Origin of the sequence: Mesorhizobium sp. LjRoot246, assembly GCF_964254115.1 — a bacterium.
Taxonomy (GTDB): Bacteria; Pseudomonadota; Alphaproteobacteria; order Rhizobiales; family Rhizobiaceae; genus Mesorhizobium.
This window is the reverse complement of sequence record NZ_CAXUSN020000001.1, coordinates 2048669-2074208: the sequence shown is the minus strand read 5'-3', so window position 1 is coordinate 2074208 and position 25540 is coordinate 2048669. Positions and strand designations below refer to the sequence as shown.

General features: G+C 62.4%; 24 protein-coding genes. 10 read left to right on the top strand and 14 right to left on the bottom strand.

Annotation, left to right across the window (positions count from 1 at the left end):
• The first annotated feature begins 7 nt into the window (after positions 1-7).
• From ACSQ3L_RS10015 to ACSQ3L_RS09980, 8 genes are all read left to right on the top strand, one after another.
• On the top strand, positions 8-964 hold the full coding sequence (locus tag ACSQ3L_RS10015; protein ID WP_436159791.1) for a carbohydrate ABC transporter permease: 957 nt from the start codon (positions 8-10) through the stop codon (positions 962-964).
• On the top strand, positions 961-1905 hold the full coding sequence (locus tag ACSQ3L_RS10010) for a carbohydrate ABC transporter permease (RefSeq protein WP_436159790.1): 945 nt from the start codon (positions 961-963) through the stop codon (positions 1903-1905). Before ACSQ3L_RS10015 ends, ACSQ3L_RS10010 begins: the two co-directional genes overlap by 4 nt.
• Before the next feature lie 4 nt (positions 1906-1909).
• The gene (locus ACSQ3L_RS10005; protein WP_436159789.1) at positions 1910-3025 is read left to right on the top strand and encodes an ABC transporter ATP-binding protein; all 1116 of its coding nucleotides are present in this window, start codon (positions 1910-1912) and stop codon (positions 3023-3025) included.
• Between the two features lie 5 nt (positions 3026-3030).
• Positions 3031-4530, top strand: a complete 1500-nt coding sequence (locus tag ACSQ3L_RS10000; RefSeq protein ID WP_436159788.1) for a GMC oxidoreductase — start codon at positions 3031-3033, stop codon at positions 4528-4530.
• On the top strand, positions 4527-5288 hold the full coding sequence (locus ACSQ3L_RS09995; protein WP_436159787.1) for a 3-ketoacyl-ACP reductase: 762 nt from the start codon (positions 4527-4529) through the stop codon (positions 5286-5288). Before ACSQ3L_RS10000 ends, ACSQ3L_RS09995 begins: the two co-directional genes overlap by 4 nt.
• 12 nt (positions 5289-5300) lie before the next feature.
• Positions 5301-6929: a GMC family oxidoreductase gene (locus ACSQ3L_RS09990; RefSeq protein WP_436159786.1), complete on the top strand. Its 1629-nt coding sequence runs from the start codon at positions 5301-5303 to the stop codon at positions 6927-6929.
• A 7-nt stretch (positions 6930-6936) separates the two neighbouring features.
• A complete protein-coding gene (locus ACSQ3L_RS09985; protein ID WP_436159785.1) occupies positions 6937-7251 on the top strand; it encodes a Dabb family protein in 315 nt (104 codons plus the stop codon).
• 165 nt (positions 7252-7416) lie between these two features.
• Positions 7417-7692 (top strand): hypothetical protein, encoded by a 276-nt coding sequence (locus tag ACSQ3L_RS09980; RefSeq protein ID WP_436159784.1) that lies wholly within the window; start codon positions 7417-7419, stop codon positions 7690-7692.
• A 3-nt stretch (positions 7693-7695) separates the two neighbouring features.
• Here ACSQ3L_RS09980 and ACSQ3L_RS09975 read toward each other — a convergent pair whose 3' ends face one another.
• From ACSQ3L_RS09975 to ACSQ3L_RS09920, 12 genes are all read right to left on the bottom strand, one after another.
• Positions 7696-8541 carry an EamA family transporter gene (locus tag ACSQ3L_RS09975; RefSeq protein ID WP_436159783.1) on the bottom strand — a complete coding sequence of 282 codons (846 nt, stop codon included), beginning with the start codon at positions 8539-8541 and terminating at the stop codon, positions 7696-7698.
• On the bottom strand, positions 8538-9440 hold the full coding sequence (locus ACSQ3L_RS09970; protein WP_436159782.1) for an endonuclease/exonuclease/phosphatase family protein: 903 nt from the start codon (positions 9438-9440) through the stop codon (positions 8538-8540). The genes ACSQ3L_RS09975 and ACSQ3L_RS09970 overlap by 4 nt, the downstream gene beginning before the upstream one ends.
• Positions 9441-9528: 88 nt before the next feature.
• Positions 9529-11082, bottom strand: a complete 1554-nt coding sequence (locus tag ACSQ3L_RS09965; RefSeq protein WP_436159781.1) for a cation:proton antiporter — start codon at positions 11080-11082, stop codon at positions 9529-9531.
• A 253-nt stretch (positions 11083-11335) separates the two neighbouring features.
• Positions 11336-12400, bottom strand: coding sequence for an ABC transporter ATP-binding protein (locus ACSQ3L_RS09960; RefSeq protein WP_436159780.1), 1065 nt, complete (start codon positions 12398-12400; stop codon positions 11336-11338).
• A 30-nt stretch (positions 12401-12430) separates the two neighbouring features.
• Entirely contained in the window at positions 12431-13222 is a 792-nt protein-coding gene (locus ACSQ3L_RS09955) for an ABC transporter permease (protein ID WP_436159779.1), read from the bottom strand.
• The gene (locus ACSQ3L_RS09950) at positions 13219-14133 is read right to left on the bottom strand and encodes an ABC transporter permease (RefSeq protein WP_436159778.1); all 915 of its coding nucleotides are present in this window, start codon (positions 14131-14133) and stop codon (positions 13219-13221) included. Before ACSQ3L_RS09950 ends, ACSQ3L_RS09955 begins: the two co-directional genes overlap by 4 nt.
• Before the next feature lie 65 nt (positions 14134-14198).
• Positions 14199-15305 (bottom strand): ABC transporter substrate-binding protein, encoded by a 1107-nt coding sequence (locus ACSQ3L_RS09945; RefSeq protein ID WP_436159777.1) that lies wholly within the window; start codon positions 15303-15305, stop codon positions 14199-14201.
• Between the two features lie 241 nt (positions 15306-15546).
• On the bottom strand, positions 15547-16719 hold the full coding sequence (locus ACSQ3L_RS09940) for an iron-containing alcohol dehydrogenase (RefSeq protein ID WP_436159776.1): 1173 nt from the start codon (positions 16717-16719) through the stop codon (positions 15547-15549).
• 17 nt (positions 16720-16736) lie between these two features.
• Positions 16737-18125, bottom strand: coding sequence for an aldehyde dehydrogenase family protein (locus ACSQ3L_RS09935; RefSeq protein ID WP_436159775.1), 1389 nt, complete (start codon positions 18123-18125; stop codon positions 16737-16739).
• Positions 18126-18355: 230 nt separating this feature from the next.
• Positions 18356-19726: a glutamine synthetase family protein gene (locus tag ACSQ3L_RS09930; protein ID WP_436159774.1), complete on the bottom strand. Its 1371-nt coding sequence runs from the start codon at positions 19724-19726 to the stop codon at positions 18356-18358.
• A gap of 87 nt (positions 19727-19813) precedes the next feature.
• Complete coding sequence (locus ACSQ3L_RS09925; protein ID WP_436159773.1) at positions 19814-21379, bottom strand: amino acid permease; 1566 nt, start codon at positions 21377-21379, stop codon at positions 19814-19816.
• 18 nt (positions 21380-21397) lie between these two features.
• Entirely contained in the window at positions 21398-22216 is an 819-nt protein-coding gene (locus tag ACSQ3L_RS09920) for an N-formylglutamate amidohydrolase (protein ID WP_436159772.1), read from the bottom strand.
• A gap of 144 nt (positions 22217-22360) precedes the next feature.
• Between ACSQ3L_RS09920 and ACSQ3L_RS09915 the strand changes: the two genes are divergently transcribed.
• Positions 22361-23188 (top strand): MurR/RpiR family transcriptional regulator, encoded by an 828-nt coding sequence (locus ACSQ3L_RS09915; protein WP_436159771.1) that lies wholly within the window; start codon positions 22361-22363, stop codon positions 23186-23188.
• Here ACSQ3L_RS09915 and ACSQ3L_RS09910 read toward each other — a convergent pair.
• Both ACSQ3L_RS09910 and ACSQ3L_RS09905 read right to left on the bottom strand, forming a co-directional pair.
• Entirely contained in the window at positions 23127-23537 is a 411-nt protein-coding gene (locus ACSQ3L_RS09910; RefSeq protein WP_436159770.1) for a putative quinol monooxygenase, read from the bottom strand. The genes ACSQ3L_RS09915 and ACSQ3L_RS09910 overlap by 62 nt on opposite strands.
• Positions 23538-23600: 63 nt before the next feature.
• A complete protein-coding gene (locus ACSQ3L_RS09905; RefSeq protein ID WP_436159769.1) occupies positions 23601-24371 on the bottom strand; it encodes an SDR family NAD(P)-dependent oxidoreductase in 771 nt (256 codons plus the stop codon).
• A gap of 157 nt (positions 24372-24528) precedes the next feature.
• On the opposite strand from ACSQ3L_RS09905, the gene ACSQ3L_RS09900 reads away from it, so the two are divergent.
• On the top strand, positions 24529-25419 hold the full coding sequence (locus ACSQ3L_RS09900) for a LysR family transcriptional regulator (protein WP_436159768.1): 891 nt from the start codon (positions 24529-24531) through the stop codon (positions 25417-25419).
• Positions 25420-25540: the final 121 nt, after the last annotated feature.

Here is a 25540-nt window from a genome sequence, read left to right as displayed (position 1 = left end):
GAGCCTCATGAGCACGGTAGCGACAAGCCAGATCAAGCTGACGCCGGAGCAAGCGCGCCCACGCGCCTCGGTGCGCTCACGCCTGCAGGACGCCTTGCCGAAGATCGTGCTGGCGCCGAGCTTCGCCATCACCATCGTCTTCGTCTACGGCTTCATCCTGTGGACGATCTATCTGTCCTTCACCAATTCCAAGACCTTCCCGTCCTATGTCATCACAGGCTCGCGCGCCTATCAGCGGCTGTGGGGCTGGACCTTCGACACGGACCCGCCCTCGAGCTGGTACACGTCGATCACCAACATGGGCATTTTCGGCTTTCTCTACATCGCAATCTGCCTGGCGCTCGGCCTGTTCCTGGCCATCCTGCTCGACCAGAAGATCCGCGGCGAAGGCGTGTTGCGGCCGATCTATCTCTACCCGATGGCGCTGTCCTTCATCGTCACCGGCGTCGCCTGGAAATGGTTCCTCGATCCCGGCCTCGGCCTCGAGCAGACCCTGCATCAATGGGGCTGGACGAGCTTCCATTTCGACTGGATCAAGAACAAGGATTTCGTCATCTACACGGTGGTCATCGCCGGCGTCTGGCAGGCCTCCGGTTTCATCATGGCGATGTTCCTGGCCGGCCTGCGCGGCATCGACGGCGAGATAATGAAGGCAGCACAGATCGACGGTGCCACCACCTTCCAGCTTTATCGCCGCATCGTCATTCCGCTGCTGCGGCCGATCTTCCTGTCGGCCTTCATCGTGCTCGCGCACCTCGCCATCAAGTCCTACGATCTGGTGGTGGCACTGACCAGCGGCGGCCCCGGCGGCTCGGCCTGGCTGCCGTCCAACTTCATGTATGAGTACACGTTCAAGCGCAACGAAATGGCCGTCGGCTCGGCAAGTGCCGTGATCATGCTGATGACCATCGTCGCCATCATCGTGCCCTATCTCTATTCGGAACTGCGGGAGAAGCCGCGATGAGCGCTGTCACCACTCCCGCCCGCCAGGCCTCCGGCGGCGTCAGCGTCAAGACCCTCAACCGCATCGTCATCTACGGGCTTTTGGCGCTGTTTGCGCTGTTTTACCTGATGCCGCTGTTCGTCATGCTGGTGACCTCGTTCAAGACCATGGACGAGATCCAGAACGGCAACATGCTGGCGCTGCCCGAGGCGCCGACCTTCGATCCGTGGCTGAAGGCCTGGGGCGAGACCTGCGTCGGCCTCACCTGCGCCGGCATCAAGGGCTATTTCTGGAACTCCATCAAGATGGTGGTTCCGGCCGTGCTGATCTCGACGATGCTCGGTGCGCTCAACGGCTATGTGCTGACCAAATGGCGCTTCCGCGGCGCGACGCTGGTGTTCGGGCTGATGCTGTTCGCCTGCTTCATTCCGTTCCAGTCGGTGCTGCTGCCGATGGCAACGATCCTCGGCAGCCTCGGCCGCTTCGGCGTCACGCTGCAGAACTCGGTCGGAACGAGCTTCGGCCTCGGTAATCCGACGGTCAACCTCGTTTTCGTCCATGTCGTCTACGGGATCGGCTTCACCACTTTGTTCTTCCGCAATTACTACGAGGCCTTCCCGACCGAACTGGTCAAGGCGGCGCAAGTTGATGGCGCATCCTTCTTCCAGATCTTCCGCCGCATCATGCTGCCGAATTCGATGCCGATCTTCGTCGTCACCGTGATCTACCAGTTCACCAACATCTGGAACGACTTCCTGTTCGCCTCGGCTTATGCCGGCACAGGCGACGCGATGCCGATGACGGTGGCGCTCAACAACGTCGTCAACACCTCGACCGGCGTCGTTGAATACAACGTCAACATGGCCGCCGCGATGATCGCGGCACTGCCCACCCTTCTCGTCTATGTGCTCGCCGGCCGCTACTTCGTGCGCGGTCTGATGGCCGGCGCCGTCAAAGGATAATCTGATGGCTTTTCTGGAAATTGATGGTCTGAGAAAGCGCTTCGGCCAGGTCGAGATCCTGAAAGGGATTGACGTCGAGCTCGAGAAAGGCGGCTTCCTGGTGCTGGTCGGCCCGTCCGGCTGCGGCAAGTCCACGCTGCTTAACACCATTGCCGGCCTGGAGACGATGACCTCCGGTGAGATCCGCGTCGACGGCCGCACCATCAACGATCTGCATCCATCGAAGCGCGACATCGCCATGGTGTTCCAGAGCTATGCGCTCTATCCGAACATGACGGTGGCCGGAAACATCTCCTTCGGCATGGAGATGCGCGGCGTGCCGGCGGCGGAGCGTCAGAAGGCCATCGACAAGGTGGCCAAAGTGCTGCAGATCGGCCATCTGCTGCAGCGCAAGCCGAGCCAGCTGTCCGGCGGCCAGCGCCAGCGCGTCGCCATGGGCCGGGCGCTGGTGCGCGACCCCAAGCTGTTCCTGTTCGACGAACCTTTGTCCAACCTCGACGCCAAGCTGCGCGTCGACATGCGCATCGAAATCAAGCGCCTGCATGCCACCACCGGCACCACCATCGTCTATGTCACGCACGACCAGATCGAGGCGATGACGCTGGCGACCAAGATCGCCGTGATGCGCGACGGCGAGGTGCAGCAGTTCGGCACCCCTGCCGAAATCTACAACAACCCGACAAATCTCTTCGTTGCCGATTTCATGGGCTCGCCGGCGATGAACCTGATCCCGGCGACGATCGGCACCAATGGCGACGCGCTGTCCGTCGTGCTGCAGCGCGAGACGCGCGAGCCGATTTCGCTGCCGATGGCCAACGCGCCGGCGGGCCTGTCGGCATTCCAGGGCAAGCCGATCATCTTCGGCGTCCGCCCGGAAGCTCTGACCGACCCGGAAGGTGCCGAGCGCAACGCGTCGCACATCGCCACCGCAGACTGCCACATCGAGGTCGTGGAGCCGGCAGGCTCGGACACCTTCGCCGTCACCAATCTCGGCGGCAAGGGCGTGGTGGCACGGCTGCGCGCCGACGCCAACATCCAGCCGGGCACCAACACACCGCTTGCCTTCAACCTGACCAAGGCGGTGTTTTTCGATCCTGCGACCGAGACCCGCATTCGCTGACGGCCATGACAAATCCGGACATCGTCATCATCGGCTCCGGCATTGGCGGCGCCACGATCGCATCCGGCCTTGCCGGCGCTGGCGCCTCGATCCTGATGCTGGAGCGCGGCGAGCTCTTGCCGGCAACGCCGCACGCGCGTGACACACGCTCGATCTTCGTCGACGGCCACTACCGGCCGAAGGAGATGTGGCGCGAGGCCGGCGGTGCCGCCTTCAATCCCGGCAACTACTACTATGTAGGCGGCAATTCGAAGTTCTATGGCGCGGTGCTGATCCGCTACCGCAAGGAAGATTTCGCCGCCATGGAACACTTTGGCGGCGTCTCGCCAGCCTGGCCGTTTTCCTATGAAGAATTCGAGCCCTGGTATTCGAAGGCCGAACAGCTGTTTCGCGTGCGCGGCACGCTGGGCGAGGATCCGACCGAGCCGTTCCACTCAATTCCCTACGCCTACAAGCCGGTACCCGACGAAGCCCCCATCGTCCGCGCCCGCGCCGAACTCAAGGGACTTGGCCTGCATCCGGCCTCGCTGCCGCTCGGCGTCGACATCGACACCTGGCTTAAAGAGGGCAAGACCGGCTGGGATGCTTTCCCCAACACCGGCCAGGGCAAGATCGACGCGCAAACGGGACCGCTGACGGCTGCCCTCACCGACCGGAACATCAAGCTCGAAACCGGCGCCCACGTCGATTATCTCGAAGCCTCGGCGGACGGCACGACGATATCAGCCATTCACTACCGGCAGAATGGCGAGCTGAAGAAAATATCCCCGAAGCTGGTCATCCTCTCCGCGGGCGCGGTCAATTCCGCCGTCATCCTGCTGCGCTCGCCGTCTCCTGACGGCAAAGGGCTTGCGAACCGCTCCGACCAGGTCGGGCGCAATTTCATGAACCACAATTCCAGCGCCATGCTGGCGATCGACCCTCGCCGTCGCAACGATGCCGTCTACCAGAAGACCTTGATGCTGAACGACTATTACCTGTCCGACGGCAAGGGCGGCAAGCCGCTCGGCAACGTCCAGCTTCTGGGAAAGATCGACGGCAACATGCTGAGGGCCAACGTCAAGTACACGCCAAGATTCGCGCTCGATTTCATGGCTGGCCACGCCGTCGACTGGTACCTGATGTGCGAGGACCTGCCGGATCCCGAAAGCCGCATCATGGTCGACGGCAAGGACATCGTCATGCAGTGGCGGCGCTCCAACATGCAGTCGCTCGACGGGCTGACCAAGGTGATGCGCGAGAACTTCCGCGCCTGCGGTTATCCCATCGTGCTGTCACGCCCCTTCGACAAGCGCACGCCGTCGCACCAGTGCGGCACGGTCAAGATGGGCGACGATCCGGCGACCGTGCCGCTCGACCCTTTCTGCCGCTCCTTCGACCACCGGAACCTGTTCGTCGTCGACGCCGGCTTCCTGCCGAACTCGGCTGCTGTGAACCCAGCGCTGTCGATTGCAGCCCAGGCGCTGCGTGTCGCCGACCATATCCGCAAGGCTAAGCTCCAATGACCCGACCCTCCGCCATCGTCACCGGCGGCGCGCGCGGCATTGGCCTCGCCTGTGCCGAGGCGCTGGCCGATGCCGGCTTCGATATTCTGATCGCCGATCTTGCCGAAACAGCCGCTGATGGACTTGCTACCGACATCGCCGGGCGCGGCGCGACATTCGCTTATGTCGCTTGCGACATTGCCGATCTCGCCAGCCACACTGCACTTGTCGATGCGGCGATGCGCGCCTTCGGCCGCATCGATTGCCTGGTCAACAATGCCGGGATCGGCGCTGTGGTGCGTGGTGATCTGCTGGATCTCAAGCCGGAGAATTTCGACCGCGTACTGGGCATCAATCTGCGCGGCACCGTCTTCCTCAGCCAGGCCGTCGCCAAGGCGATGCTGGCTGCGCCAGGCGATCACCCGAAATCGATCATCACCATCACCTCGGTCAGCGCCGAAATGGCGTCACCGGAGCGGCCGGACTACTGCATCTCAAAGGCCGGGCTTTCGATGTGGGTGAAGAACCTGACGCTCAGGCTCGCGCCCGAAAACATCGGCGTGTTCGAGGTGCGTCCGGGCATCATCCGCACCGAGATGACCTCAGGCGTGACCGCCAAATACGATGCCTTGATCGACGGTGGTCTGGTGCCTGCAAAGCGCTGGGGCGAAGCGTCCGACATCGGCGCGGCGGTGGCAATGCTCGCCGGCGGCAAGCTCGGCTTTTCGACCGGCTCGATCATCAATGTCGACGGCGCGCTCTCGGTGCCACGGCTGTGAACGGATGACGAAATGACCGACTACATCATCGTGGGCGCCGGTCCGGCCGGCTGCGTTCTGGCCAACCGGCTGAGCGAGGATTCTTCGAATTCGGTGCTGTTGCTGGAAGCTGGCGGCAAGGACTGGCATCCCTATATCCACATGCCGGCCGGCTTCGCCAAGATGACCAGGGGCATTGCCTCCTGGGGCTGGTCGACCGTGCCGCAGAGGCACATGAAGGACCGCGTCTTCTGGTACACGCAGGCCAAGGTGGTCGGCGGCGGCTCCTCCATCAATGCCCAGATCTACACGCGCGGCAACGCCCGCGACTACGACGCCTGGGAGAAGGAAGAAGGCCTCGCCGGCTGGGGCTATCGCGACGTGCTGCCTTACTTCAAACGGGCCGAGAACAACCAGCGCTACGCCAACGATTTCCATGGCGACCAGGGTCCGCTCGGCGTCTCGAACCCGATTTCGCCGCTGCCTATCTGCGAAGCCTATTTCCGCGCCGGCCAGGAGATGGGTATTCCCTTCAATCCGGACTTCAACGGCGCCAGCCAGGAAGGCGTCGGCTATTACCAACTGACCCAGAAGGATGCCCGGCGCTCTTCCGCTTCGGTGGCTTATCTCAGGCCGATCCGCGCCCGCAAGAACCTCATCGTCAGGACCGATGTGCTGGTGACGCGCATCGTCGTCGAGAACCGCCGTGCCATTGGCGTCGAAGTGGTCGACAAGCCAGGCGGCGAGAAGAAAATCCTGCGTGCCGAACGTGAGGTGATCGTCTCGTCCGGCGCCATCGGGTCGCCGAAACTCTTGATGCAGTCGGGCATCGGCCCGGCCGACCATTTGAAGTCGGTCGGCGTCACACCGGTGCACGATCTGCCCGGCGTCGGCTCCAATATGCAGGACCATCTTGATTTGTTCGTCATCGCCGAATGCACCGGCGACCACACCTATGACAACTACGCCAAGCTGCACCGCACGGCCTGGGCCGGCCTGCAATATCTGCTCTTGAAGAAGGGGCCGGTGGCCTCCAGCCTGTTCGAGACCGGCGGCTTCTGGTACGCCGACCCGACAGCCGCCTCGCCTGACATCCAGTTTCACCTCGGCTTGGGCTCCGGCATCGAGGCCGGCGTCGAGAAATTGAAGAACCCCGGCGTCACCTTGAACTCGGCCTTCCTGCGGCCGCGCTCGCGCGGCACTGTGCGGCTGAAGAGCGCCGATCCCGCCGACCACCCGCTGATCGATCCGAATTACTGGTCAGATCCCTATGACCGCGCCATGTCGATCAAGGGGCTGCGGCTGGCGCGCGAGATCATGCGTCAGAAGGCGCTTGCCCCTTATGTGCTGCGCGAAGTGCTGCCCGGCCCGGCACTCGCCAGCGACGACGAGCTGTTCGACTATGCCTGCCGCAGTTCCAAGACCGATCACCATCCGGTCGGCACCTGCCGTATGGGCCATGACGAGATGGCTGTGGTGACCCCGGACCTGCGGCTGCGTGGCATCGAAGGCCTGCGGGTGTGCGATGCTTCGGTGATGCCGCGCGTACCCTCCTCCAACACCAATGCACCGACAATCATGGTCGGTGAAAAAGGTGCCGACCTGGTCCTCGGCCGCGAGCCCCTGCCGCCGGCGGTGTTTTCCGGCAACCGAGCTGCTTGAAGGGAACATGAAGATGATCAGGCACTGTGTATTCGTCAAATTCCGCAATGATGTCGGTGTCGGTGAACACAAAGCGATCCATGCCGACCTCGAGGCGCTGCGGCAGGTGATCGACGGCATGGACGCGGTCCAGTTCAGCGCCAATATCAGCCCGGAGCCGTTCGCACGCGGCTTCACCCATGGCGTCACCATCGATTTCCGCGACGCCGCGGCACGCGACGCCTATCTGGTGCATGAGGCGCATCAGCGCGCCGGCGCCAGGCTGGTGGCCGCCCTGGAAGGCGGCACGGAGGGGCTGATGGTGTTTGATCTCGAAATCTAGATCTCATCCTCAAGCCGAGTATCGACTTCATCGACCGATGATGGCGGTCGCTCCCGCATCCGCTCGCATCTTCATGCCACTCCACGTGGCGTTCGATCAAATGAGCCGCGCGAAAAAGTGACCACCGGTCTTGCCTGAACTGGCTGATAGTTCCTCGCATCGATGATGATGGAGGAGGAAGATGCGCCTGGGGCAATCCCGGGGCATCTCAACGAGCTTTCGCCCGGCGCGGTGCGGACGACCTTGCCCGGCTTCATCTATCAGGCCGGCAATCTCGCGGCATCCTATGGCGGACCGTATCAGGCAGGAATCGCTGAAAGCGCCGGGGGCAGCTATGGCTATGCGCTGGCGCTGTTTGCCGGCGTGGTCGCCGTCTGCATCATCGTCGTCATCCGTTTCAGCCCGGAGAAGCGCCGCCAGGTGATGACGGTTCTGGGCTGAAGCTCAGCCGAGCCTGAGCGCGACGACACCCGCAACGATGCTGAGCGCGGCGGCACCGCGCCAGCCCGTCATCTTCTCGCCAAGCGCGAAGACCGAGATCAGCATGGCAAACAGGATCGAGGTTTCGCGCAGCGATGCCACCGAGGCGATCGGCGCCTTGGTCATCGCCCACATGACGATCCAGTAGGCGGCACCGCTGAGCACGCCGGTGAACAGCCCCGCCTTCCAGTCGCGCGCCAGCACCGGCAGCGCCTTCGGCCCGCGGAAGATGAGGCACAATGCCAGTGCACCAAAAGCATCGCAGATGAACAGCCAGGCGGCATAGCTCTGCGCGGTGGCGGCCAGCCGAGCGCCGCTGCCGTCGGACAGCGTGTAGCTGGCGATGAAGATCGAGGTGCCGAGCGCAAAACCGACCGCGCGCAAATTGAGCTTCTCCAGATGCGCGCCGCCGCGAAACGACATCACCAGCGTGCCGGCCGACAACAGAAAGATGCCGAGCATGGCGAACGGGCCGGGAATCTCGGCAACGACGAACATGCCACCGAAGGCCGAGAGTAGAGGTGCGGTGCCGCGTGCCAGCGGATAGGTCTGGGCGAAATCGCCGGCCTTGTAGGCGCCGATCAGGAAGGTCCGGTAGCCCATGTGGAAAAACACGGAGGCGATGATGTAGGGCCACACCTCGGCCTTGGGCACCTCAACGAAGGGCAGCACGAGCAGGGCCGCGGCGCCCATGCCCAGCGTCATCAGCGTGATCGACAGGAAGCGGTCGAGATGGACCTTGACCAGCGCGTTCCAGATCGCGTGCATGGCGGCGGCGGCAAGCACCGCGAAGAAGACGAACAGTGTCATGGGGCGATGCCGGGCGTTTCCAGGTCGATGTCTACCCGCAGCGGGAAATGATCCGACGCGACCTCGCCGACGTCGGCGCTGATCGAGCGCACGCGCCCGGCGAACATGCCCCCGACGAAGCAATGGTCGAGCCGGCGTTTCGTCAGTTTGCCGTCTATGGTCTTCACATGGGTGTGGAAATCCGCGACCGGCTCGCCGGCCACGGCGGTGGCATCGACGAAACCGTCAGGATAGGCAGCATCCCGATGGTAGGGCGTGCTGCCGACGATGCGGCGATATTCGGCGCTGCCCGGTTCCATGTTGAAGTCGCCCATCCAGATCGCCGCCAGCGGGTTTTCCGGCTCCGCCTCGCCACTGGTCCAGTTGCGCGTGGGCTCATCGTCGACGCCGCTCCACGGCCCGCCATCGGACGGTGCCCTGCGATGCTCGGCCATGAGATAGTCGATCTGCTCCAGCCGCTCTTCGACCGCGATATGGGCGAGATGCAGCGACAACACGCGCACCGGACCCGCCGGCGTGCGGACCATGCATTCGAGTGCCGCGTTGCGGGTGTTGAGCGGACGGAGCGTGCGGCGCATCGGCAGCGCATGCAGCCGCGACCAGACGATCGGCAGCTTCGACAGCACCATGGTGCCGAACTGGCGGCGCCGGTTGACCAGATGGCCGTCTCGCTGCTCGCTGGCATCCATGTCGAAGGCCGGGCCATAGACCCAGTGATAATCCGGCAGGAGACTGGAAAGCAGCTCCGGCTGGTCGTCGAAATTGCTGCGCGGCCAGTGCCGCTCCACCTCTTGCAGCGCAATGATATCGGCGCCGGCAACGATGCGCGCGGCGCGAGAGAGATCGTAGCGCTCGTCGCCGCCGAACCCATACTGGATGTTGTAGCTGACCAGCTTCATTGCTTATCCGGCTCAATTTCGTCATGGCAGTAGCGGTTCGGCAGTTTGGTTGCAATGTGCCGGATGGATAGCGCGGCTGGGCCAGCGGTCAGGTCGTCGTCAGTGGCTGGAACCGGCCTGCTGGCGACGCCGCCAGTTCCGACCAGTCGATCTCTTCCTCCAGGCGGTGATAGGCCTCGTCGCCGATCGTGCCGTTGCGGCGCAATTCTTCCAGCGCATCGCGCTGGCTCTTGATGGCGTAAAGACGCAAGCGGTCATATTCAGTCGCCGCCTGGGCATCGTCAGGATTTTTGGCGATCTTGCGTTGGGCGGCATATTGCTCGCGCACTGCGGCCGCCGCGTCCGACGTCTTGCCGCTCAATATATCGAGGGCGGCCTGCATGACCACGACGCGTGCTTGCGCGACCTCGCGGTCGACGGTTTCGTCAGGGTCGAGGTTTAGCAGCCGCAGCAGCGGCTTCAGGCTCATGCCTTGCAGCACCAGCGTGCCAAGGACGACGGAGAAAGCGGCGAGCACGATCGGGTCGCGGCCGGGAAAGTCCTGCGGCAGAGCGAATGCCGCCACCAACGTCACCAGACCGCGCATGCCGCACCAGCCGATCAGCACGCCGCCGCGAAACGATGGCGCCTCCTTTTGCTGTTCGGCACTGCCGAGACGCGCCAGCGCCCTGAGGATCACGCCGCAGCCGAGCACCCAGACAAGGCGCGAGACGATAACCACGGCCAGAACCGCAGCGGCAAAGACGAACGCACTGAGCTGTCCGGCGCCGGCCAGCCGCTCGACGATTGTGCGCGCTTGCAGGCCCATCAGCACGAAAGCCAGCACGGTGAGCACGAAGACCGCGGTTTCCCAGACCGAATAGGAGCTGACGCGCTTTCTGGCCGACATCCGGCGAGGCGCGGTGCGTGCGATCGTCATGGCGTAGACGACGATCGTGATGATGGCGGAAAGGCCCAGCCTGTCCGCCAGGATCCAGACGCCAAAAGTGCCTGCGAACTGCACCACCGTGCCGCTCGCGGCGTCTTCGATGCGGCTAAGCGTAGCGAGAGACAGGTGGCCAAGCGCATAACCGGTCACCAGGCTTCCAACCGTCGACAGCGCGATCATCGGCGCCGCATTGCTCAACAGGACCGGGCCGAGCGCCGCGGCCACGGCGATGCGATAGATAAGCAGCGCCGTCGCATCGTTGAGCAGGCTTTCACCTTGCAAAATGGCGGTGATGCGGTGCGGCACCTTGAATTGCCCGAGCACGGCCGATGCCGCGACCGCATCGGGTGGCGCGACGATGGCGCCAAGCGCTATCGCCGCGGCGATGGGCAGGCCTGCCATCGCCCAGCCAACCAGCGCGACCGCAGCCGTTGTGAAAAGGACGGCACCAAGCGCCAACAGGGCAAGTGGCACCCTGTAGCGATTGAGGTCGCGGAGCGACGTATCATAGGCGGCATCGAGCAGCACCGGCGCGATGAACAGGGCAAGCGCCAGCTCCGGATCGATCTCGATGGTCGGCACGCCAGGCACGAAGGCGATGCCCACCCCCGCCAGCGCCAGCAACGAGGGATAGGGAACCTCCAGCCGTCGCGACAGCGCCGTCAGCGCTACGGCAATCAACAGGAGGACAAGGGTCAGCTCGAAAAGGGCCATGACCTGTTATGATGCGGAATTGTCGGCAGTGGCAAGCCGGCAAGATGCTGTTGATCGGCTGTTGCACAGGCGAGACGCATACCGGACTTGTGTTGCCGGCCGGCGCCCGGCGCTCGACACATGCGGCGCGGACCCACGCACTGCCGTCTCTCAGACAGCGACGCAGCCATTCATTGCGCCGCCTGAGGAAGCCCCGATTACGCGGTCCCAGGATGTGTAGGTCAGGCTGGCCTCACCTGGATATCGACACAGCCTAGTGCAGCACCAGCATGTCGCTCGACGAGAACGAGATATCGGCCTTTTCACCAACAGCGGGCGGTGGCGTTGCCGGGCTGTTGAACGTATCGAGCGAGACCATGCTGCCGCCGATGCCGACACGAACCCGGATGACCGAGCCAAGGAAATGCACTTCGGAGATTTCTCCGGACAGGCTGGAGTCGCGGCCGGGCTGGCGGCCAAGCGAAATCGCCTCGGGCCGCAGCGCCAGCGACAGCGTGTCGCCCGACTTGGAACCGTTTAGCCTGCCCTTGAGCGAGACCTGTTCGGAATTGACCCGCACCGTGCCTGCAGCGGCGTCGGTAACGGTGCCTTCGAGCACGTTCAGCGTGCCGACGAAATTGGCGACGAACTTGGTCGCCGGGCGGTTGTAAATCTCGAACGGCGTGCCGACCTGCTCGGCCTTGCCGCCATACATGACGGCGATGCGGTCCGAGATCGATAGCGCCTCTTCCTGGTCGTGCGTGACGAATATGGTGGTGATGCCGAGTTTCTTCTGGATCGAGCGGATTTCCTCGCGCAGCGACACGCGCACCTTGGCGTCGAGCGCCGATAGCGGTTCGTCGAGCAGCAGCAGCTTCGGCTTCGGCGCTATGGCGCGGGCCAGCGCGATGCGCTGCTGCTGGCCGCCCGAGAGCTGGTAGGGGTAGCGGTCCGCCATTTGCGGCAGCTTGATGATGCCGAGCATCTCGGTGACACGGGCATCGATGTCAGCCCTCGGCATGCCGGCAACCTTCAGGCCGAAGCCGATATTCTGCGCCACGGTCAGGTTCGGAAACAGCGCATAAGCCTGGAACACCATGCCGACATTGCGCTGGTTGGGCTTCAGCCTCGTAATGTCCTTGCCGCCGACAACGATCGTGCCCGCGCTCGGCTCCTCGAAGCCTGCCACCATGCGCAGCACAGTGGTCTTGCCGCAACCGGACGGGCCGAGGAAGGAGACGAATTCGCCGCGCTCGACATCGAGATTGAAATCCTCGACCACAGTGGTGGCGCCGAAGGATTTTCGAACGTGCTGGATGGAAAGGAACGGGTCGGCCATGGTGTTGTTCTTTCGATCAGTACTTTTCGGTCAATTTGGGCGGTTCGCCGATTTCGGCGCGAAGCGGGACAGGATCTGAATCAGCGACATGCACCCCCAGGTGATGGCGAAGGCTATGATGGCAAGTGCCGCCGGCTCATAGGCGCGGTTGGCGCCAATATTCTGCAGATAGGGGCCGAAGGCCGGCCGGTTGAGCAGGCTCGCCATGGTGAATTCGCCGATGACGATAGCGAAGGTGAGGAATGCGCCCGAGAGCACCGCGATCAGCACATTGGGCAGGATGACGCGGGTGATGATGGTGCCCCAGCCGGCGCCAAGGATCTGTGCCGCTTCCGTTAAGGTACGCACGTCGATGGTGCGAAGCCCGGTGTCGACGGCGCGATACATATAGGGCAGCGCAAGTGTCGCATAGCCGATCACCAGCAAGGCATTGGTGCCTGTGTCGGTCGCCAGGAACGGCAGCGGCGAATTCGACCCGTACATCCTGATGTAGCCGAAGACGATGACGATGGCCGGGATGACCAGCGGCAGCAGTGTAATGAACTCGACGATCGGTCGTAACTGCGGCAGCCGAAGCCGGATCCAGTAGGCGGCCGGCACCACCACCAGTACACCGAGAATGATGGTGAAGATGGCCGCGACCACCGAATACATGAACGTCGCCTGGAAACGTGCATCGCCGAGCACGACCTTGTATGCGTCGAAGGAGTACTCGCCACGCCGCATGCGCATGGAAAACTCCACGGTCGCGATCAGCGGAATAAAGAAATACGCCGCGCCAAACGCGAAAACGACCCAGGCCCAGAACTTTCCCGACTTCATTTCAGCCACCTCTCGGAACGGGTCCGGAACCAGATGTAGAAGACATTGGCCAGGCCGGTGATGAAGATCATGCCGAAAGCTATGGCATAGCCGAGATGAGCATTGTGCAGCACGTCACCGCGGATTTGCGCATAGAGCAGGATCGGCACGATATTGAGCGACGAGCCGGTCAACGCATAGGCAGTGGCGATGGCGCCGAAGGCATTGGCAAAGAGCAGGATCACAGTGCCGAGGAAGCTCGGCCAGATCACTGGAATGACCACCATGCGCCAGTACTGGGACATGGTCGCGCCCAGCGTTGCGGCGGCCTCGCCCCATTCCTTCTTCAGCCCGTCGATGGCTGGCACGATGATGACCACCATCAGCGGAATCTGGAAATAGACATAGGTCAGCGTCAGCCCCCAGAACGACAGGATGTTGAAGCCATGCGCGTAGATGTTGAGGCCGAACAAGGTGTTCAGGATCACCGTGGCAAGGCCCAGCCGGCCGAGCGTTGCGATAAAGGCGAAGGCCAGCGGCACGCCGGCGAAATTGGAAGCAACGCCGGAGAAGGTCAGCGTCGCCGAGCGTATCCAATCCGGCAGGCCGCCGCGCACGATGGCGATGGCGATGGCGAGACCCGCGAAGGCGCCGATCAGCGATGAGGCGAGGCTGACCTTGATCGAAATCCAGTAGGCGGCAACGATCGACGGCTGCGCCAGTGCGGCAATATTTTCAAAGGTGAATTCACCCGCATCGTTCTGGAATGCGCCCAGCATCAGATAGAGCGTGGGCAGGATCAGGAACATGATGGCGAAGATGAAGAAAGGCGCGACACCAAGCCATTGCGTCGGCAGCCGCATGCTGCGCACCTCGGCGGGAGGCGCGGTCTTCCCGGTGACAGCGTGGTCGGACAACGAGATATCGGTCATGCGCCGGCTACCGTCTTCGAGAGAAGGACCGGGCGGCCTCGGGACCGCCCGGTATCGTGTTGAGTTTACTTGACGTTGGCGCCGACGACGGCATCCCAGTTCTTGGTGATGGTTTCCTTGGACTTGCCCTGCTCGTCGAGCGTCGGGAACACGGCGGACGCATAGGCTTCGGCCGGCGGCAGCTTGGCCAAGACGTCAGCCGGGATCTTGCCGTTCTTGGCGAGATCGTTGAAGCGGATCGGGTGGCAATAGCCTTTCAGCCAGCCGATCTGGCCTTCGTCCGAGTAGAGGTATTCGAGCCAGAGCTTGGCTGCATTCGGATGCGGCGCGTAGGCGCTGATCGCCTGCACGTAGACACCGGCGACGACACCGGTCTTCGGCACGACGACGTCGACGGGCGGGTTGCCCTTCAGCGTGTCGCGGCCAGCAAGCGCGTTATAGTCCCAGGTGATCAGGATCGGGGTCTGGCCCTGGGCCAGCGTAGCTGCCTTGCCGATGACCGGCACGAAATTGCCGGCGGCGTTGAGCTTCTTGAAGAAGTCGAGGCCAGCAGTACCGGCAGCTTCGCCAGCGGCGGCGCCCGACGACAGACCAGCGGCATAAACGCCCTGGATGGCCTGGTTCGAAGCGCGCGGATCACCGGCGAGTGCGACCGTGTTGGCGAATTCCGGCTTCAGAAGATCGGCCCAGTCGGCCGGAGCTTCTTTGACGATATCCTTGTTGACCTGGAAGGACAGCACGCCGTAATAGTCACCGGTCCAGTAGCCTTCCGCATCCTTGGCGCTATCGGGGATCGAGTCCCAGGTCGACACCTTGTAGGGCTGGATCAGGCCATCGGCCTTGGCGGTCGGGCCGAAGGACAGGCCGACGTCGATGACGTCAGGCGCCTGCGGCCCCTTGTTGTCCTTGTTGGCCTTGATCGCCTCGACCTCGTCGCCGGAACCGGCGTCGGGATTGAGTTCGTTGATGGTGATTTCCGGATACTTCGCCTTGAAACCGGCGATGACGTCGCCGTAGCCGCACCAGTCGTGCGGCAGCGCGATGGTGGTAAGCTGGCCTTCCGCCTTGGCGGCCTTGACGAGATCGTCCATCGAATCCGCGGACGAAATCACCGTCGACGCGAAAAGCGCCGCGGCCGAAAGGGAAAGCACTTTCCCCGTGAATTTGAACATGTGTTCTCTCCGTTGAACTGACGCCGTTGGACGCCTGCGATGCGGTATCGTTTTCATGTGACAGCCAGATGAAAGCTTTGTGAAACCGACTGCTCGCAGTGCGAAAAGTAAACTCTTTTTAACCTGACGTAGCAATCGCTCCGCGATTCTTTTTCCGGCTAACTAGTTTGTGCCTTGCCCTTCATCCTCCCCCTTGTTTTTACAGCCCCTTTTCAGATCACTTTGCGGTGCGGAAAACGCCTCAGACCGTGCCGGCGATGGCGTTTTCGAGCAGGGTCAGCGCCGCCTTCTTGGTCAGCTTGACCGGGTTGCCGCCGGCGGTCGGATCGACCACCGCCATGTCGGCGATCAGCGCCTTGCGCTTCTTATCCATGTCGAGCCCCTTGATCAGGCCCGGCAGCGCGTGCGGCACCTTCAATTCCTTGCGCAGCTTGATGATGGCCTTGGCGAAGCCGTCGAAGCCACCCTTGATGCCGCAATAGGCGGCGAGCCGGCCAATACGCTCCTCGATGGAGTCACGGTTGAAGGCCAGCACATAGGGCATGAACACGGCGTTGGTCATGCCGTGATGGGTATCGTAGAGCGCACCGACCGGATGCGACAGCGAATGGATGGCGCCGAGCCCCTTCTGGAACGCGGTGGCGCCCATGGCGGCGGCGCTCATCATATGGGCGCGGGCAACAATATCCTTGCCGTTGGCATAGGCCTTCGGCAGGTTCTCGAAGACCAGCCTCACACCTTCGACCGCGATGCCGTCGGCCATCGGATGATAGCCGGGCGCACAATAGGCCTCGAGGCAATGGGCAAGCGCGTCCATGCCGGTGCCGGCGGTGATGAAGCCGGGCATGCCGACCGACAGTTCCGGATCGGCGATGACGATCGCTGGCAAAAGTTTGGGATGGAAGATGACCTTCTTGGTATGCGTCGCCTCATTGGTGATGACGCCGGCGCGGCCGACTTCCGATCCGGTGCCGGCGGTGGTCGGCACGGCGATGATCGGCGCGATCGCATCCGAGTTGGCGCGCGTCCACCAGTCGTCTACATCCTCGAAGTCCCACACCGGCCTGACTTGGCCGGCCTGGAAGGCGATCAGCTTGCCGAGATCGAGCGCCGAGCCGCCGCCAAAGGCGATGACGCCGTCATGCTTGCCCTTCTTGAACACGGCGATGCCGGCGGTAAGATTGGATTCGACCGGGTTCGGCCTGACCTCGGAGAAGACGCCGTAGGGAACCTTGGCATCGTCGAGGATCTTCAGCGTCGAGGCGACGACCGGTAGTTTCGCCAGACCCGGATCGGTGACGAACAGCGGCCGCTTGATGCCGGTGGCCGCCAGTACCTCGGGCAATTCCTTGATGCGCCCGGCGCCGAAGCGGACGGTGGTGGGATAGTTCCATTTGGAGATCAGCTTGGACATTTTTGTCTTTCAATAAATCAGATGGCTTCGCGCAGATGGAATGATTTCGGCCTGGTCAGATTGTCATAACCGATGGCCGACAGGCCGGCGCCCTTGCCGGTGTCCTTGACACCGGTCCAGACGAGCGCCGGATCGAGGTAGTCGCAGCGGTTCATGAACACCGTGCCGGTCTCGACGCGGTTGCCGATCGCCACCGCATGCTCGGTATCGCGCGTCCAGATCGAGGCCGTCAGCCCATACGGACTGTCGTTCATCAGCGCGATCGCCTCTTCGTCGTTACGCACCTTCATGATGCCGACGATCGGCCCAAAACTCTCCTCGCGCATGACGCTCATCTGATGATCGACATTGGTCAGCACTTCCGGCGCCAGATAGGGCGAACCGGCCTTGTCGTTAGCCACCTTCATGTCGATGTGCGCCTTGGCACCCTTGCGCAGTGCCTCGGCCTTCTGTTCGCGGATCAGTTCGGCGAAGCGCGCCTGCGCCATCGGCCCCATCGTCGTCGCCTGGTCGAGCGGGTTGCCGACGACATAGTTCTTGGTCTCGGCGATGAAGCCTTCGACGAATTCGTCATAGACCTTTTCGTGCACATAGACGCGCTCGATGCCGCAGCAGCATTGGCCGGAATTGTAGAAGGCGCCGTCGACCAGATTGGCGACCGCATGGTCCATCTTGGCGTCGGACAGCACATAGGCCGGGTCCTTGCCGCCAAGCTCCAAGCCGAGCGTCATGAAGGTGCCCGCCGCCGCCTTTTCGATGGCGCGGCCGCCGCCGACCGAGCCGGTGAAGTTGACATGATCGATCTTGCCCGAGCCGAGCAGCTTTTCGGTCTGGGCGTGGTTCAGCACGACATTTTGGAACACGCCCTTGGGCAGGCCGACCTTATCGAAAGCCTGCTGGAAGCGCTCGCCGACCAGCAGCGTCTGCGCCGCATGTTTGAGGATGACGGCATTGCCGGCCATCAGTGCCGGCACGATGGTGTTGACGGCGGTGAGATAGGGATAATTCCACGGCGCGATCACCATGACCACGCCGAGCGGATCCTTCTTCACATAGCGGCGGAAGCCGTCCTTCGGGTTGGAGGCCGGCACGGATTTGAGCGCCTGCTCGGCGATCTCGACCATATAGTTGGTGCGTTCCTTGACGCCGCCGAACTCACCGCCATAGCGCACCGGACGCCCCATCTGCCAAGCGATCTCCGGCACGATCTCGTCGGTCATGGCGACCAGCGCTTCCAGCATCGCAAGCATATACTTGCCGCGCTCGACGATCGGTATCTCAGCCCATTTCTCTTGCGCTGCCCTGGCACGCTCGACCGCTGCATTGATCGCCTGATCTGTTGCGATCGGCCGCTCGGCATAGAGCGAGCCATCGACGGGGGATATGAGTTTGACCGTTTCGGTCATCTTTTAAGTCCTCGCACTTCTGTAAAATCGAAAGTCATCTGGCCTTGTGCCGCCCCTCATCCGCCTGCCCGTCCTCCGCAGCAGCTGCGCCGCAGCTGCGGAGGGTGGACCGGCACCTTCTCCCCGTCTAGTGACAGGAGAAGGGAAAGCTCCAACGTCGACGCCCCCTCTCCCATTTCTAACGGGGAGGTAAGGGCGAGGGGCAAGCGCCGACGTTTCGCAAACTACCCCTAGTACCGCTCGAACCCCCTGTGCAGTTCCCAATCCGTGATGCGGCGGTCGTATTCGAACTGCTCCCACTTGGCGGTATGGACATAATGTTCGAGCACGTCTTCGCCGAGCGCCTGCTTCAACATCTTCGACTTCGCTAGCGTCTCGGTGGCATCGCGCAACGTCTTCGGGATCTCCGGCAAACGAGACGCCTGATAGGCATCGCCGACAAATGGCTTCTGTAATTCCAGCTTCTCGTCGATGCCGGCAAGTCCGGCCGCGATCAGCGCTGCGAAAGCAAGATACGGGTTGAGATCGGCGCCGCCGATGCGGCATTCCATGCGGATGCCCTTGGTGCCCTCGCCGCACAGGCGGAAGCCGGCGGTGCGATTGTCTTCGCTCCACATGATCTTAGTCGGCGCGAATGTGCCGGCCTGGAAGCGCTTGTAGGAGTTGATGTAGGGCGCCAGGAACCAGGTGAACTCCTTGGCGTATTTGAGCTGGCCGGCGGCCCATTGCTGGCCAAGCGTCGACAGCGTCCAGTCGGCCGTCTTGTCGAAGAACAACGGCGTCTTACCGTCGGCGCTCCACAGCGAATTGTGGATGTGGCTGGAATTGCCGGCGAGCGCGTAATTGTACTTGGACATGAACGAAATCGCCTTGCCCTCGGACTCGGCGATTTCCTTGGCGCCGTTCTTCAGGATGACGTGACGGTCGGCCATGTCGAGCGCCTCGGCGTAGCGCACATTGATCTCTTCCTGACCCGGACCCCACTCGCCCTTGGAATTCTCGATTGGAATGCCGGCCGCTTCCATCTCGTTGCGAAGCCGGCGCATGACGCCTTCTTCCTTGGTGGTGATGCCGATCTGGTAGTCGCCGATATAGGGCGAAGCGGTGTCGAGACCTTGCCAGTGCTTCTTGCGCGCGGAATCATAGGTCTCGTTGAACAGATAGAATTCAAGCTCGGAAGCGAAATAGCCGATATAGCCGCGCTCACTTAGCCGCTTGACCTGCTTCTTGAGGATGGCGCGCGGTGAGTGCGGCAGGTCGTCATGGGTGTGGTGGTCGAGCACGTCGCAGATCACCAGTGCCGTCTTTTCCAGCCACGGAATGCGCCGCAGCGTTGCCAGATCCGGCTTCATGACGAAGTCGCCATAGCCCTTCGACCAGCTTGCCGCCTTGTAGCCGGGCACCGGTTCCATATCGATGTCGGCCGCCAGCAGATAGTTGCAGCCATGTGTTTCGTCATGCGCGGAATCGACGAAGTACTGTGCCAGGAAGCGTTTTCCCGCCAGCCGGCCCTGCATGTCGACGATGCAGGCCAACACGGTGTCGATCTCGCCGCTGGAGACCGCTTTCTTCAACTGATCGAACGAGAAATTTCCGGCCATTCCTTTGGCACTCCAGCGCTTGTCGATTGAAAGGGATAAACGCGGCCATGGCCGGCGCGAGGCCGGCCATGACCACATAGGGCGATATCAGGCGGCGCCAGCTTCGCCGATTGCCACCTCGGCTGCCTTGATCGCGGCCTGGCGCTTGGCGATCTGGTCACCGATCGGCGGACCCTGGAAGCGGCGGCTCTCGAAACCGAACCAAAGCACGGCGGTCAGCACGATGAAGCCTATGGTGATGTAAAGCACCTTGTCGTTCGGCGGCTGGATGGCGATGTAGAAGATGATCGCCATACCGACAATCGACAGCGCACAGAACAGCTTGAACAGCCCGGCGCCCAGGTTCCACGGGCCAGGATTGGGCCATTTCGCCGTTCCGAAAGTCATCATGCCGAGCACGATCGGAATGATGAACGACAGGAACAGGAACACCAGCGTCGAATTGACGACGATGGTGTAGATGTTGGTGCCGCCGATCGAGATGAACTGGGCAAGGAACACATACAGGATCTCGAGGATCGCGGCCGTCCAGATCGCATTGACCGGCGTGCGCCAGGTCGGGTTGACCTTGGCGAGAGCCGCAGAGCCAACGGGCATGCCGCCGTCGCGAGAGAAGGCAAACAGCATGCGCGAAGCCGAGGTCACGGTGGCGAGGCCGCAGAGGAATTGCGAGATCAGGATCGCAAAATAAAGCAGTTCCTTCAGCCACACTGGCAGGATTGCATCCATTGTCGAGAAGAATACGCTCCATCCCTGCTTGGCGCCGACAGCCAGGTCCGGGATCGCCAGAACGATTGCGCACAGCATCACCCAGCCGATCAGCGACGACCACAGCACCGACGAAACGATCGCTCGCGGGACCGAATGTGCTGCCTTGACGGTCTCCTCGGAGGTGTGGGCCGAGGCGTCATAGCCGGTGATTGTGTACACCGGCAGAAGCAGGCAGAGCAGGAACAGGTAGCTCATGGAGTCGGTTTGCGGAAAAACACCGCCGCCAGCATCGCCTGAGTAGTTGGTGAACGTCCACAGCCGGCTGATGTCGATTGCCGGTGCGAACACCAGGCAGGCCACGATCAGCACTGCTGTTGCGCCCAGGATAAGAAAGCCCGAAGCATCGGTGAGCATTGCCGTCAGTTTGATGCCGAAATGGTTGAACAGCGCCTGCAGCACGGTGATGAAGGCGACGAACCCGACGATTTCGCCCGGTGTGCCGGTGATGCCAAACCAGCTTCCGAACGTTCCAACGAAGAAGAAAGCGGTGCCTATGTTGATGGCGCCAAGCACGGTGATCAGGCCGAACAGGTTTAGCCAGGCCGTCAGCCAGCCGGTGAAGCGGTTGCCGAGGATCGACGACCAGTGATAGAGGCCGCCGGCGGTTGGAAATGCCGAGGCGATCTGTGCCATGGCAAGTGCGAAGAAGCCCGACACGCAGCAGCCGACGATCCAGCCGATGCCCGCACCTGCGCCGCCGATCGACGATGTCGCCTGCGCGAAGGAGTTGATGCCGCCCGAAAGGATGCAGATGATCGAGAACGATATCGCGAAATTCGAGAAGCGGCTCATGCTTCGCGACAATTCCTGGGCATAGCCCATGCCATGGAGAACCTTCAGGTCCTCCTTCTTGTCAATGTCCGTATAACCCGGTCCTGCCATTTTCATTCCCCTGTGGTTCTAATTGGCCGATTGAACTGACTTTCCGACTGAATGCGATCTGGTTTGTCCGGCCTCCTCTGGCTCCAGATCCGAAAAAATGCCCGTGAGCAGATCCGCCCATTTCCGCTGCCCGGTCTCGCCGGCGATTTCGTCGTTGCGGATTTCGATCATCGCACAGGGCAGGCCGCGCGATCGCGCATGCCGTTCCAGCGTGAAGTAGACGCGGTCGGCCGGCGAATAGGGCTCGTTGACGCCGACGGTGACGCCGGCAAGCCGCCGCAGCGCTGATATCAGCGGTGCCGCCAGCCGGCGATCCTCGTCATGGATGATGCCGATATGCCAGGGCCGGTTTTTGGACTTGTAAACCGGCGTGAAGGAGTGGACCGAAACCAGCCGCGTTTGCTGACCGTGTGACAGCCTGTTGTCGATGATGCCTGCAATCGTGTCGTGGAAAGGCTGCCATGACAACGCGACACGCGCCGCCCGCTCGCTTTCCGACAGGCCAGCATTGCCCGGTATGGCCGTGGTCTCGCTGACCGGCGGTATCAGGTCGGGCGCGTCGAGGGGCCGGTTGCAGTCGATGACGAGGCGCGAAATGCGGGTTTCGACCAACGTCGCGTCGAGCGCTTGCGCCATCCGGTGGGCAACAGGCAACGCACCGGGATCCCAGGCGATATGGCGCGACAGGTCCTCGGCGGCCAGGCCGAGCGTGCCGAATTCGGCGGGCAGGAAATTCGAGGCGTGATCGCAGGTCAGCACGAAAGGGCTCGATCCGCCGGGGTTCGTCACCCTCACGGTATCAGGCGATGCAAGGCTGGCGGGCCGTGCTTTCTCCATAGTCTGCCGTCCCCGGGGAGCGCTGTATCGTATGTTACGTATTTTGCCTCATTGCGTCCCTGTGGATGATTTCATACAGTTTGTCCGGCTTTGTCAAATGCGATTTCGGAAAAGACCATCGACCGAGCCAGGGGTGGGGAAAACATGATTTCCAGCATTGCCGAACTGATCGCCGATCGCATCGGCACGATGCCGGCCGGCGAACGGCGCGCGGCCCAGACGCTGATCGCCAACTATCCGATGATCGGCCTGAAGACGGTGGCCGAATTCTCGGCCGCGGCCGGCGTTTCCTCGCCGACGATCCTGCGCTTCGTCGCCCGGCTCGGCTTCCAGAACTATCCGGAATTCCAGTCGAGCCTGCAGGATGAACTGGCGGCCCAACTGCAATCACCGGCGACAAGGACACTCAACCCGCCCTCGCCCGGCGGCGGCACGGTGTCGCCGATGCTGGAAGCAACGCTCGACAACATGCGCGAGACGTTCAGGCACCTTTCCGACAAGCAGCTTGCCGACATCGCCGCTCGGCTCGTCGACCGGCGCGGCAAGACCTTCCTGATCGGCGGCCGCTTCACCGATCCGCTGGCGCGCTACATGGCCGCCCACCTCGCCGTCATCCAGCCTGATGTCTTTCACCTCGCCGGCCAGGAAAGCATGTGGCGCGACAGGCTGATCGACATGGGCAAGCGCGACGTGCTGGTGATCTTCGACATCAGGCGCTACCAGGACAGTCTCCTCCGCTTTGCCGAAAAGGCGCATCAGCGCGGCGTGCAGATCGTGCTGTTCACCGACCAGTGGCTGTCGCCGATCGCCCGCTTTGCTCGCCATGTCATCGCCGGACGAACCGCGGTGCCGTCGGCATGGGACTCTTCGGCCGCCTTGTTCGTCGTCGCCGAAACGCTGATCGGCGCCGTCACTCGCCAACTGGAAGCAGAGGGCGCCAAACGCATCCGTGAGATGGAAAGTCTGCGTTAGCCGTGGCGGCGACCGTGGTGACCATCGCGCACCGATGCAGGTCCATTTCCCCTTCGAGCACCTCAGGGAGCGCCGCGATAAACTCCTTCATGTACGGAAGCTCGAAATGTGCCGTCAAATCGGACGGAGCCTGCCAGTTTTCGTAGAGCACCCACACGTCGGGATCGTCGTTCGATCTGTGCAGGTCGTAATTGATGTTGCCGGGCTCGGCGCGAGCCGGCTCGACGAGGGTCCAAAGACGTCGTCCGAGTTCACCTCCTTGGCCAGGCTTCGCTCGAATGAAAGCAACGAGGGTGAGCTGCGTGCCGTTCGACGGGACCAGGGCAGCGGCGGAGGGTTGTGTGGTCATTGTGCCAGTTTCCTTGAGTTGCAGGTTGATTCCGCTGCCGATCACGGGACGTGCTTGGCACGATCAGGCGATCGAATAGCCGCCATCGGCGAGCAGGCCATGGCCGGAGACGAACGAGGCGTCATCCGAGGCGAGGAAGGCGACGACTGTCGCCATCTCTTCGGGAGAGCCGGCCCGCCCTGGTACGGTCGATGCGGCAAAGGCGTCCTTTGCCTCGGCACTTGGCCAGATACGGTCCTGAAACGGTGTGTCGATGATGCCGGGATTGATCGCATTGACGCGGACGCCCTGCTTGAACAGTTCGATTGATGCGGTCTTGGTCAGGCCGAGAACGGCGTGCTTGCTGGCGATGTAAAGACCTGCGTTGGCGAAGCCGATCACGCCGCCCATGGAGGCGTTGTTGATGATGGCGCCGCCACCACCCTGGACCAGCATCGCCCTCACCTCATGCTTCATCGACCAAAAGACACCGCGGACGTTGGCGTTGAAGATGGTGTCATAGGTTTCGTTGGTCTGGTCGACGAATGGCGAAAACGCGCCCTCGGTTCCGGCATTGTTGAAGGCGATGTCGATGCGGCCATAGGTCGAGATCGTCTTCGCGACGAGGTCGATCACGCTCTGCTCGACGTTGACGTCGGCGACGACCGCGGTTGCTTCGAAGCCTTCCTTCTTAATCTCGGTGACGAGCGCTGCGATTTCGGAAGCACGCCGAGCGCTAGCGATTACCTTTGCCCCACGACGGGCAAACTCGACGGCGGTGGCGCGCCCAATACCGGAGCTTGCTCCGGTAACCAGCGCGACTTTTCCTTCGAGAGTCTTCGAGGGCTTGGTCATGGTGATCCCCATCTGTTGAACTATTCACCCGGCCGGGCGCCAACTGATGGCCGATCTGCCGGTGCCCCGTTATCTACACAGTCAGAATAGTGATGATTAGGCGATGAATTCTGATTAGAGTCATGAATGTGGGATATCAATCGAGGCGCGCAGCATCATGCACAGAACCGAGCTTGCCGAGTTGTCAACCTTCCTGGCCGTCGCCCGCTACAGGAGCTTCAGGCAGGCCGCGGTCGAGCGGGGCGTGGCAGCTTCGGCGATCAGCCACACGATCCGCAGGCTGGAGGAGCGCGTGGGCGTGCGGCTGTTCCACCGCACCACACGCAGCGTATCGCTAACCGAAGCGGGCGCACGATTTCTCTCCGAACTGCATCCCGCGTTTGGCCAGATCGAAAAGGCAATCGACAGCCTCAATTCCTTCCGGGGCACGCCGTTCGGCACGGTTCGGATCAACATCCCCAACTCGATCGCGCCCTTTGTGCTGCATGACGTGATGGGACCGTTACTCAAGCAGAATCCGGGTCTTCACCTGGACATTGTGGCCACGGACAGGCTGGTCGACATCGTCGAGGAGAGCTTCGACGCTGGCATTCGCTTTGGCGAGCGGCTGATGCAAGACATGATCGCCGTTCGCATCAAGCAGACCCTGCGCTTCTCGGTCGTTGGTTCCCCCGATTACCTCGCTGGGCGCAAGATACCGGTCAGGCCTGCCGATCTGCGCGAACACTCCTGCATTCGGTATCGTTATCCCAGCGGCGCGATCTACAACTGGCAGTTTGAGAAGAATGGCGAGGCTGTCGATGTCGAAGTCAATGGCCCCGTCACCCTCGACGACCAGGAGCTGATGGTCGAGGCCGCGCTACAAGGCTGTGGCCTCGCTTACGTTTGGGACAACCGAGCGATGCGGCACTTGGCAAGCGGTGCGCTAGTTCGCTGCTTGGATGATTGGTGTGCTCCGGACGACAGCCTGTTTCTCTACTATCCCAGCCGGCGGTATCTCTCCGCCGGCCTGCGTGCCGTGATCGACATGTTCAGGGCAGGCTCCTAACTAGCGTGGCGGATTGGGAGTTCCTGTTCTATTGCGCCTATCCAAGATTACATAGATTTAATGTGCACGGCAGCGGCAGAATTGCCATAAAGCCGTGATATCGGCGCGGTCTGCGCAGGCC

Bases quoted from the DNA above. Each gene is read 5' to 3' on its own strand.
- ACSQ3L_RS09945 (WP_436159777.1), bottom strand. From the start codon at position 15,305: ATGTTCAAATTCACGGGGAAAGTGCTTTCCCTTTCGGCCGCGGCGCTT.
- ACSQ3L_RS10005 (WP_436159789.1), top strand. From the start codon at position 1,910: ATGGCTTTTCTGGAAATTGATGGTCTGAGAAAGCGCTTCGGCCAGGTC.
- ACSQ3L_RS09900 (WP_436159768.1), top strand. From the start codon at position 24,529: ATGCACAGAACCGAGCTTGCCGAGTTGTCAACCTTCCTGGCCGTCGCC.
- ACSQ3L_RS10000 (WP_436159788.1), top strand. From the start codon at position 3,031: ATGACAAATCCGGACATCGTCATCATCGGCTCCGGCATTGGCGGCGCC.
- ACSQ3L_RS09965 (WP_436159781.1), bottom strand. From the start codon at position 11,082: ATGGCCCTTTTCGAGCTGACCCTTGTCCTCCTGTTGATTGCCGTAGCG.
- ACSQ3L_RS09925 (WP_436159773.1), bottom strand. From the start codon at position 21,379: ATGGCAGGACCGGGTTATACGGACATTGACAAGAAGGAGGACCTGAAG.
- ACSQ3L_RS10010 (WP_436159790.1), top strand. From the start codon at position 961: ATGAGCGCTGTCACCACTCCCGCCCGCCAGGCCTCCGGCGGCGTCAGC.
- ACSQ3L_RS09970 (WP_436159782.1), bottom strand. From the start codon at position 9,440: ATGAAGCTGGTCAGCTACAACATCCAGTATGGGTTCGGCGGCGACGAG.
- ACSQ3L_RS09975 (WP_436159783.1), bottom strand. From the start codon at position 8,541: ATGACACTGTTCGTCTTCTTCGCGGTGCTTGCCGCCGCCGCCATGCAC.
- ACSQ3L_RS09910 (WP_436159770.1), bottom strand. From the start codon at position 23,537: ATGACCACACAACCCTCCGCCGCTGCCCTGGTCCCGTCGAACGGCACG.
- ACSQ3L_RS10015 (WP_436159791.1), top strand. From the start codon at position 8: ATGAGCACGGTAGCGACAAGCCAGATCAAGCTGACGCCGGAGCAAGCG.
- ACSQ3L_RS09995 (WP_436159787.1), top strand. From the start codon at position 4,527: ATGACCCGACCCTCCGCCATCGTCACCGGCGGCGCGCGCGGCATTGGC.
- ACSQ3L_RS09935 (WP_436159775.1), bottom strand. From the start codon at position 18,125: ATGACCGAAACGGTCAAACTCATATCCCCCGTCGATGGCTCGCTCTAT.
- ACSQ3L_RS09915 (WP_436159771.1), top strand. From the start codon at position 22,361: ATGATTTCCAGCATTGCCGAACTGATCGCCGATCGCATCGGCACGATG.
- ACSQ3L_RS09990 (WP_436159786.1), top strand. From the start codon at position 5,301: ATGACCGACTACATCATCGTGGGCGCCGGTCCGGCCGGCTGCGTTCTG.
- ACSQ3L_RS09940 (WP_436159776.1), bottom strand. From the start codon at position 16,719: ATGTCCAAGCTGATCTCCAAATGGAACTATCCCACCACCGTCCGCTTC.
- ACSQ3L_RS09980 (WP_436159784.1), top strand. From the start codon at position 7,417: ATGATGGAGGAGGAAGATGCGCCTGGGGCAATCCCGGGGCATCTCAAC.
- ACSQ3L_RS09950 (WP_436159778.1), bottom strand. From the start codon at position 14,133: ATGACCGATATCTCGTTGTCCGACCACGCTGTCACCGGGAAGACCGCG.
- ACSQ3L_RS09905 (WP_436159769.1), bottom strand. From the start codon at position 24,371: ATGACCAAGCCCTCGAAGACTCTCGAAGGAAAAGTCGCGCTGGTTACC.
- ACSQ3L_RS09930 (WP_436159774.1), bottom strand. From the start codon at position 19,726: ATGGCCGGAAATTTCTCGTTCGATCAGTTGAAGAAAGCGGTCTCCAGC.
- ACSQ3L_RS09960 (WP_436159780.1), bottom strand. From the start codon at position 12,400: ATGGCCGACCCGTTCCTTTCCATCCAGCACGTTCGAAAATCCTTCGGC.
- ACSQ3L_RS09955 (WP_436159779.1), bottom strand. From the start codon at position 13,222: ATGAAGTCGGGAAAGTTCTGGGCCTGGGTCGTTTTCGCGTTTGGCGCG.
- ACSQ3L_RS09920 (WP_436159772.1), bottom strand. From the start codon at position 22,216: ATGGAGAAAGCACGGCCCGCCAGCCTTGCATCGCCTGATACCGTGAGG.
- ACSQ3L_RS09985 (WP_436159785.1), top strand. From the start codon at position 6,937: ATGAAGATGATCAGGCACTGTGTATTCGTCAAATTCCGCAATGATGTC.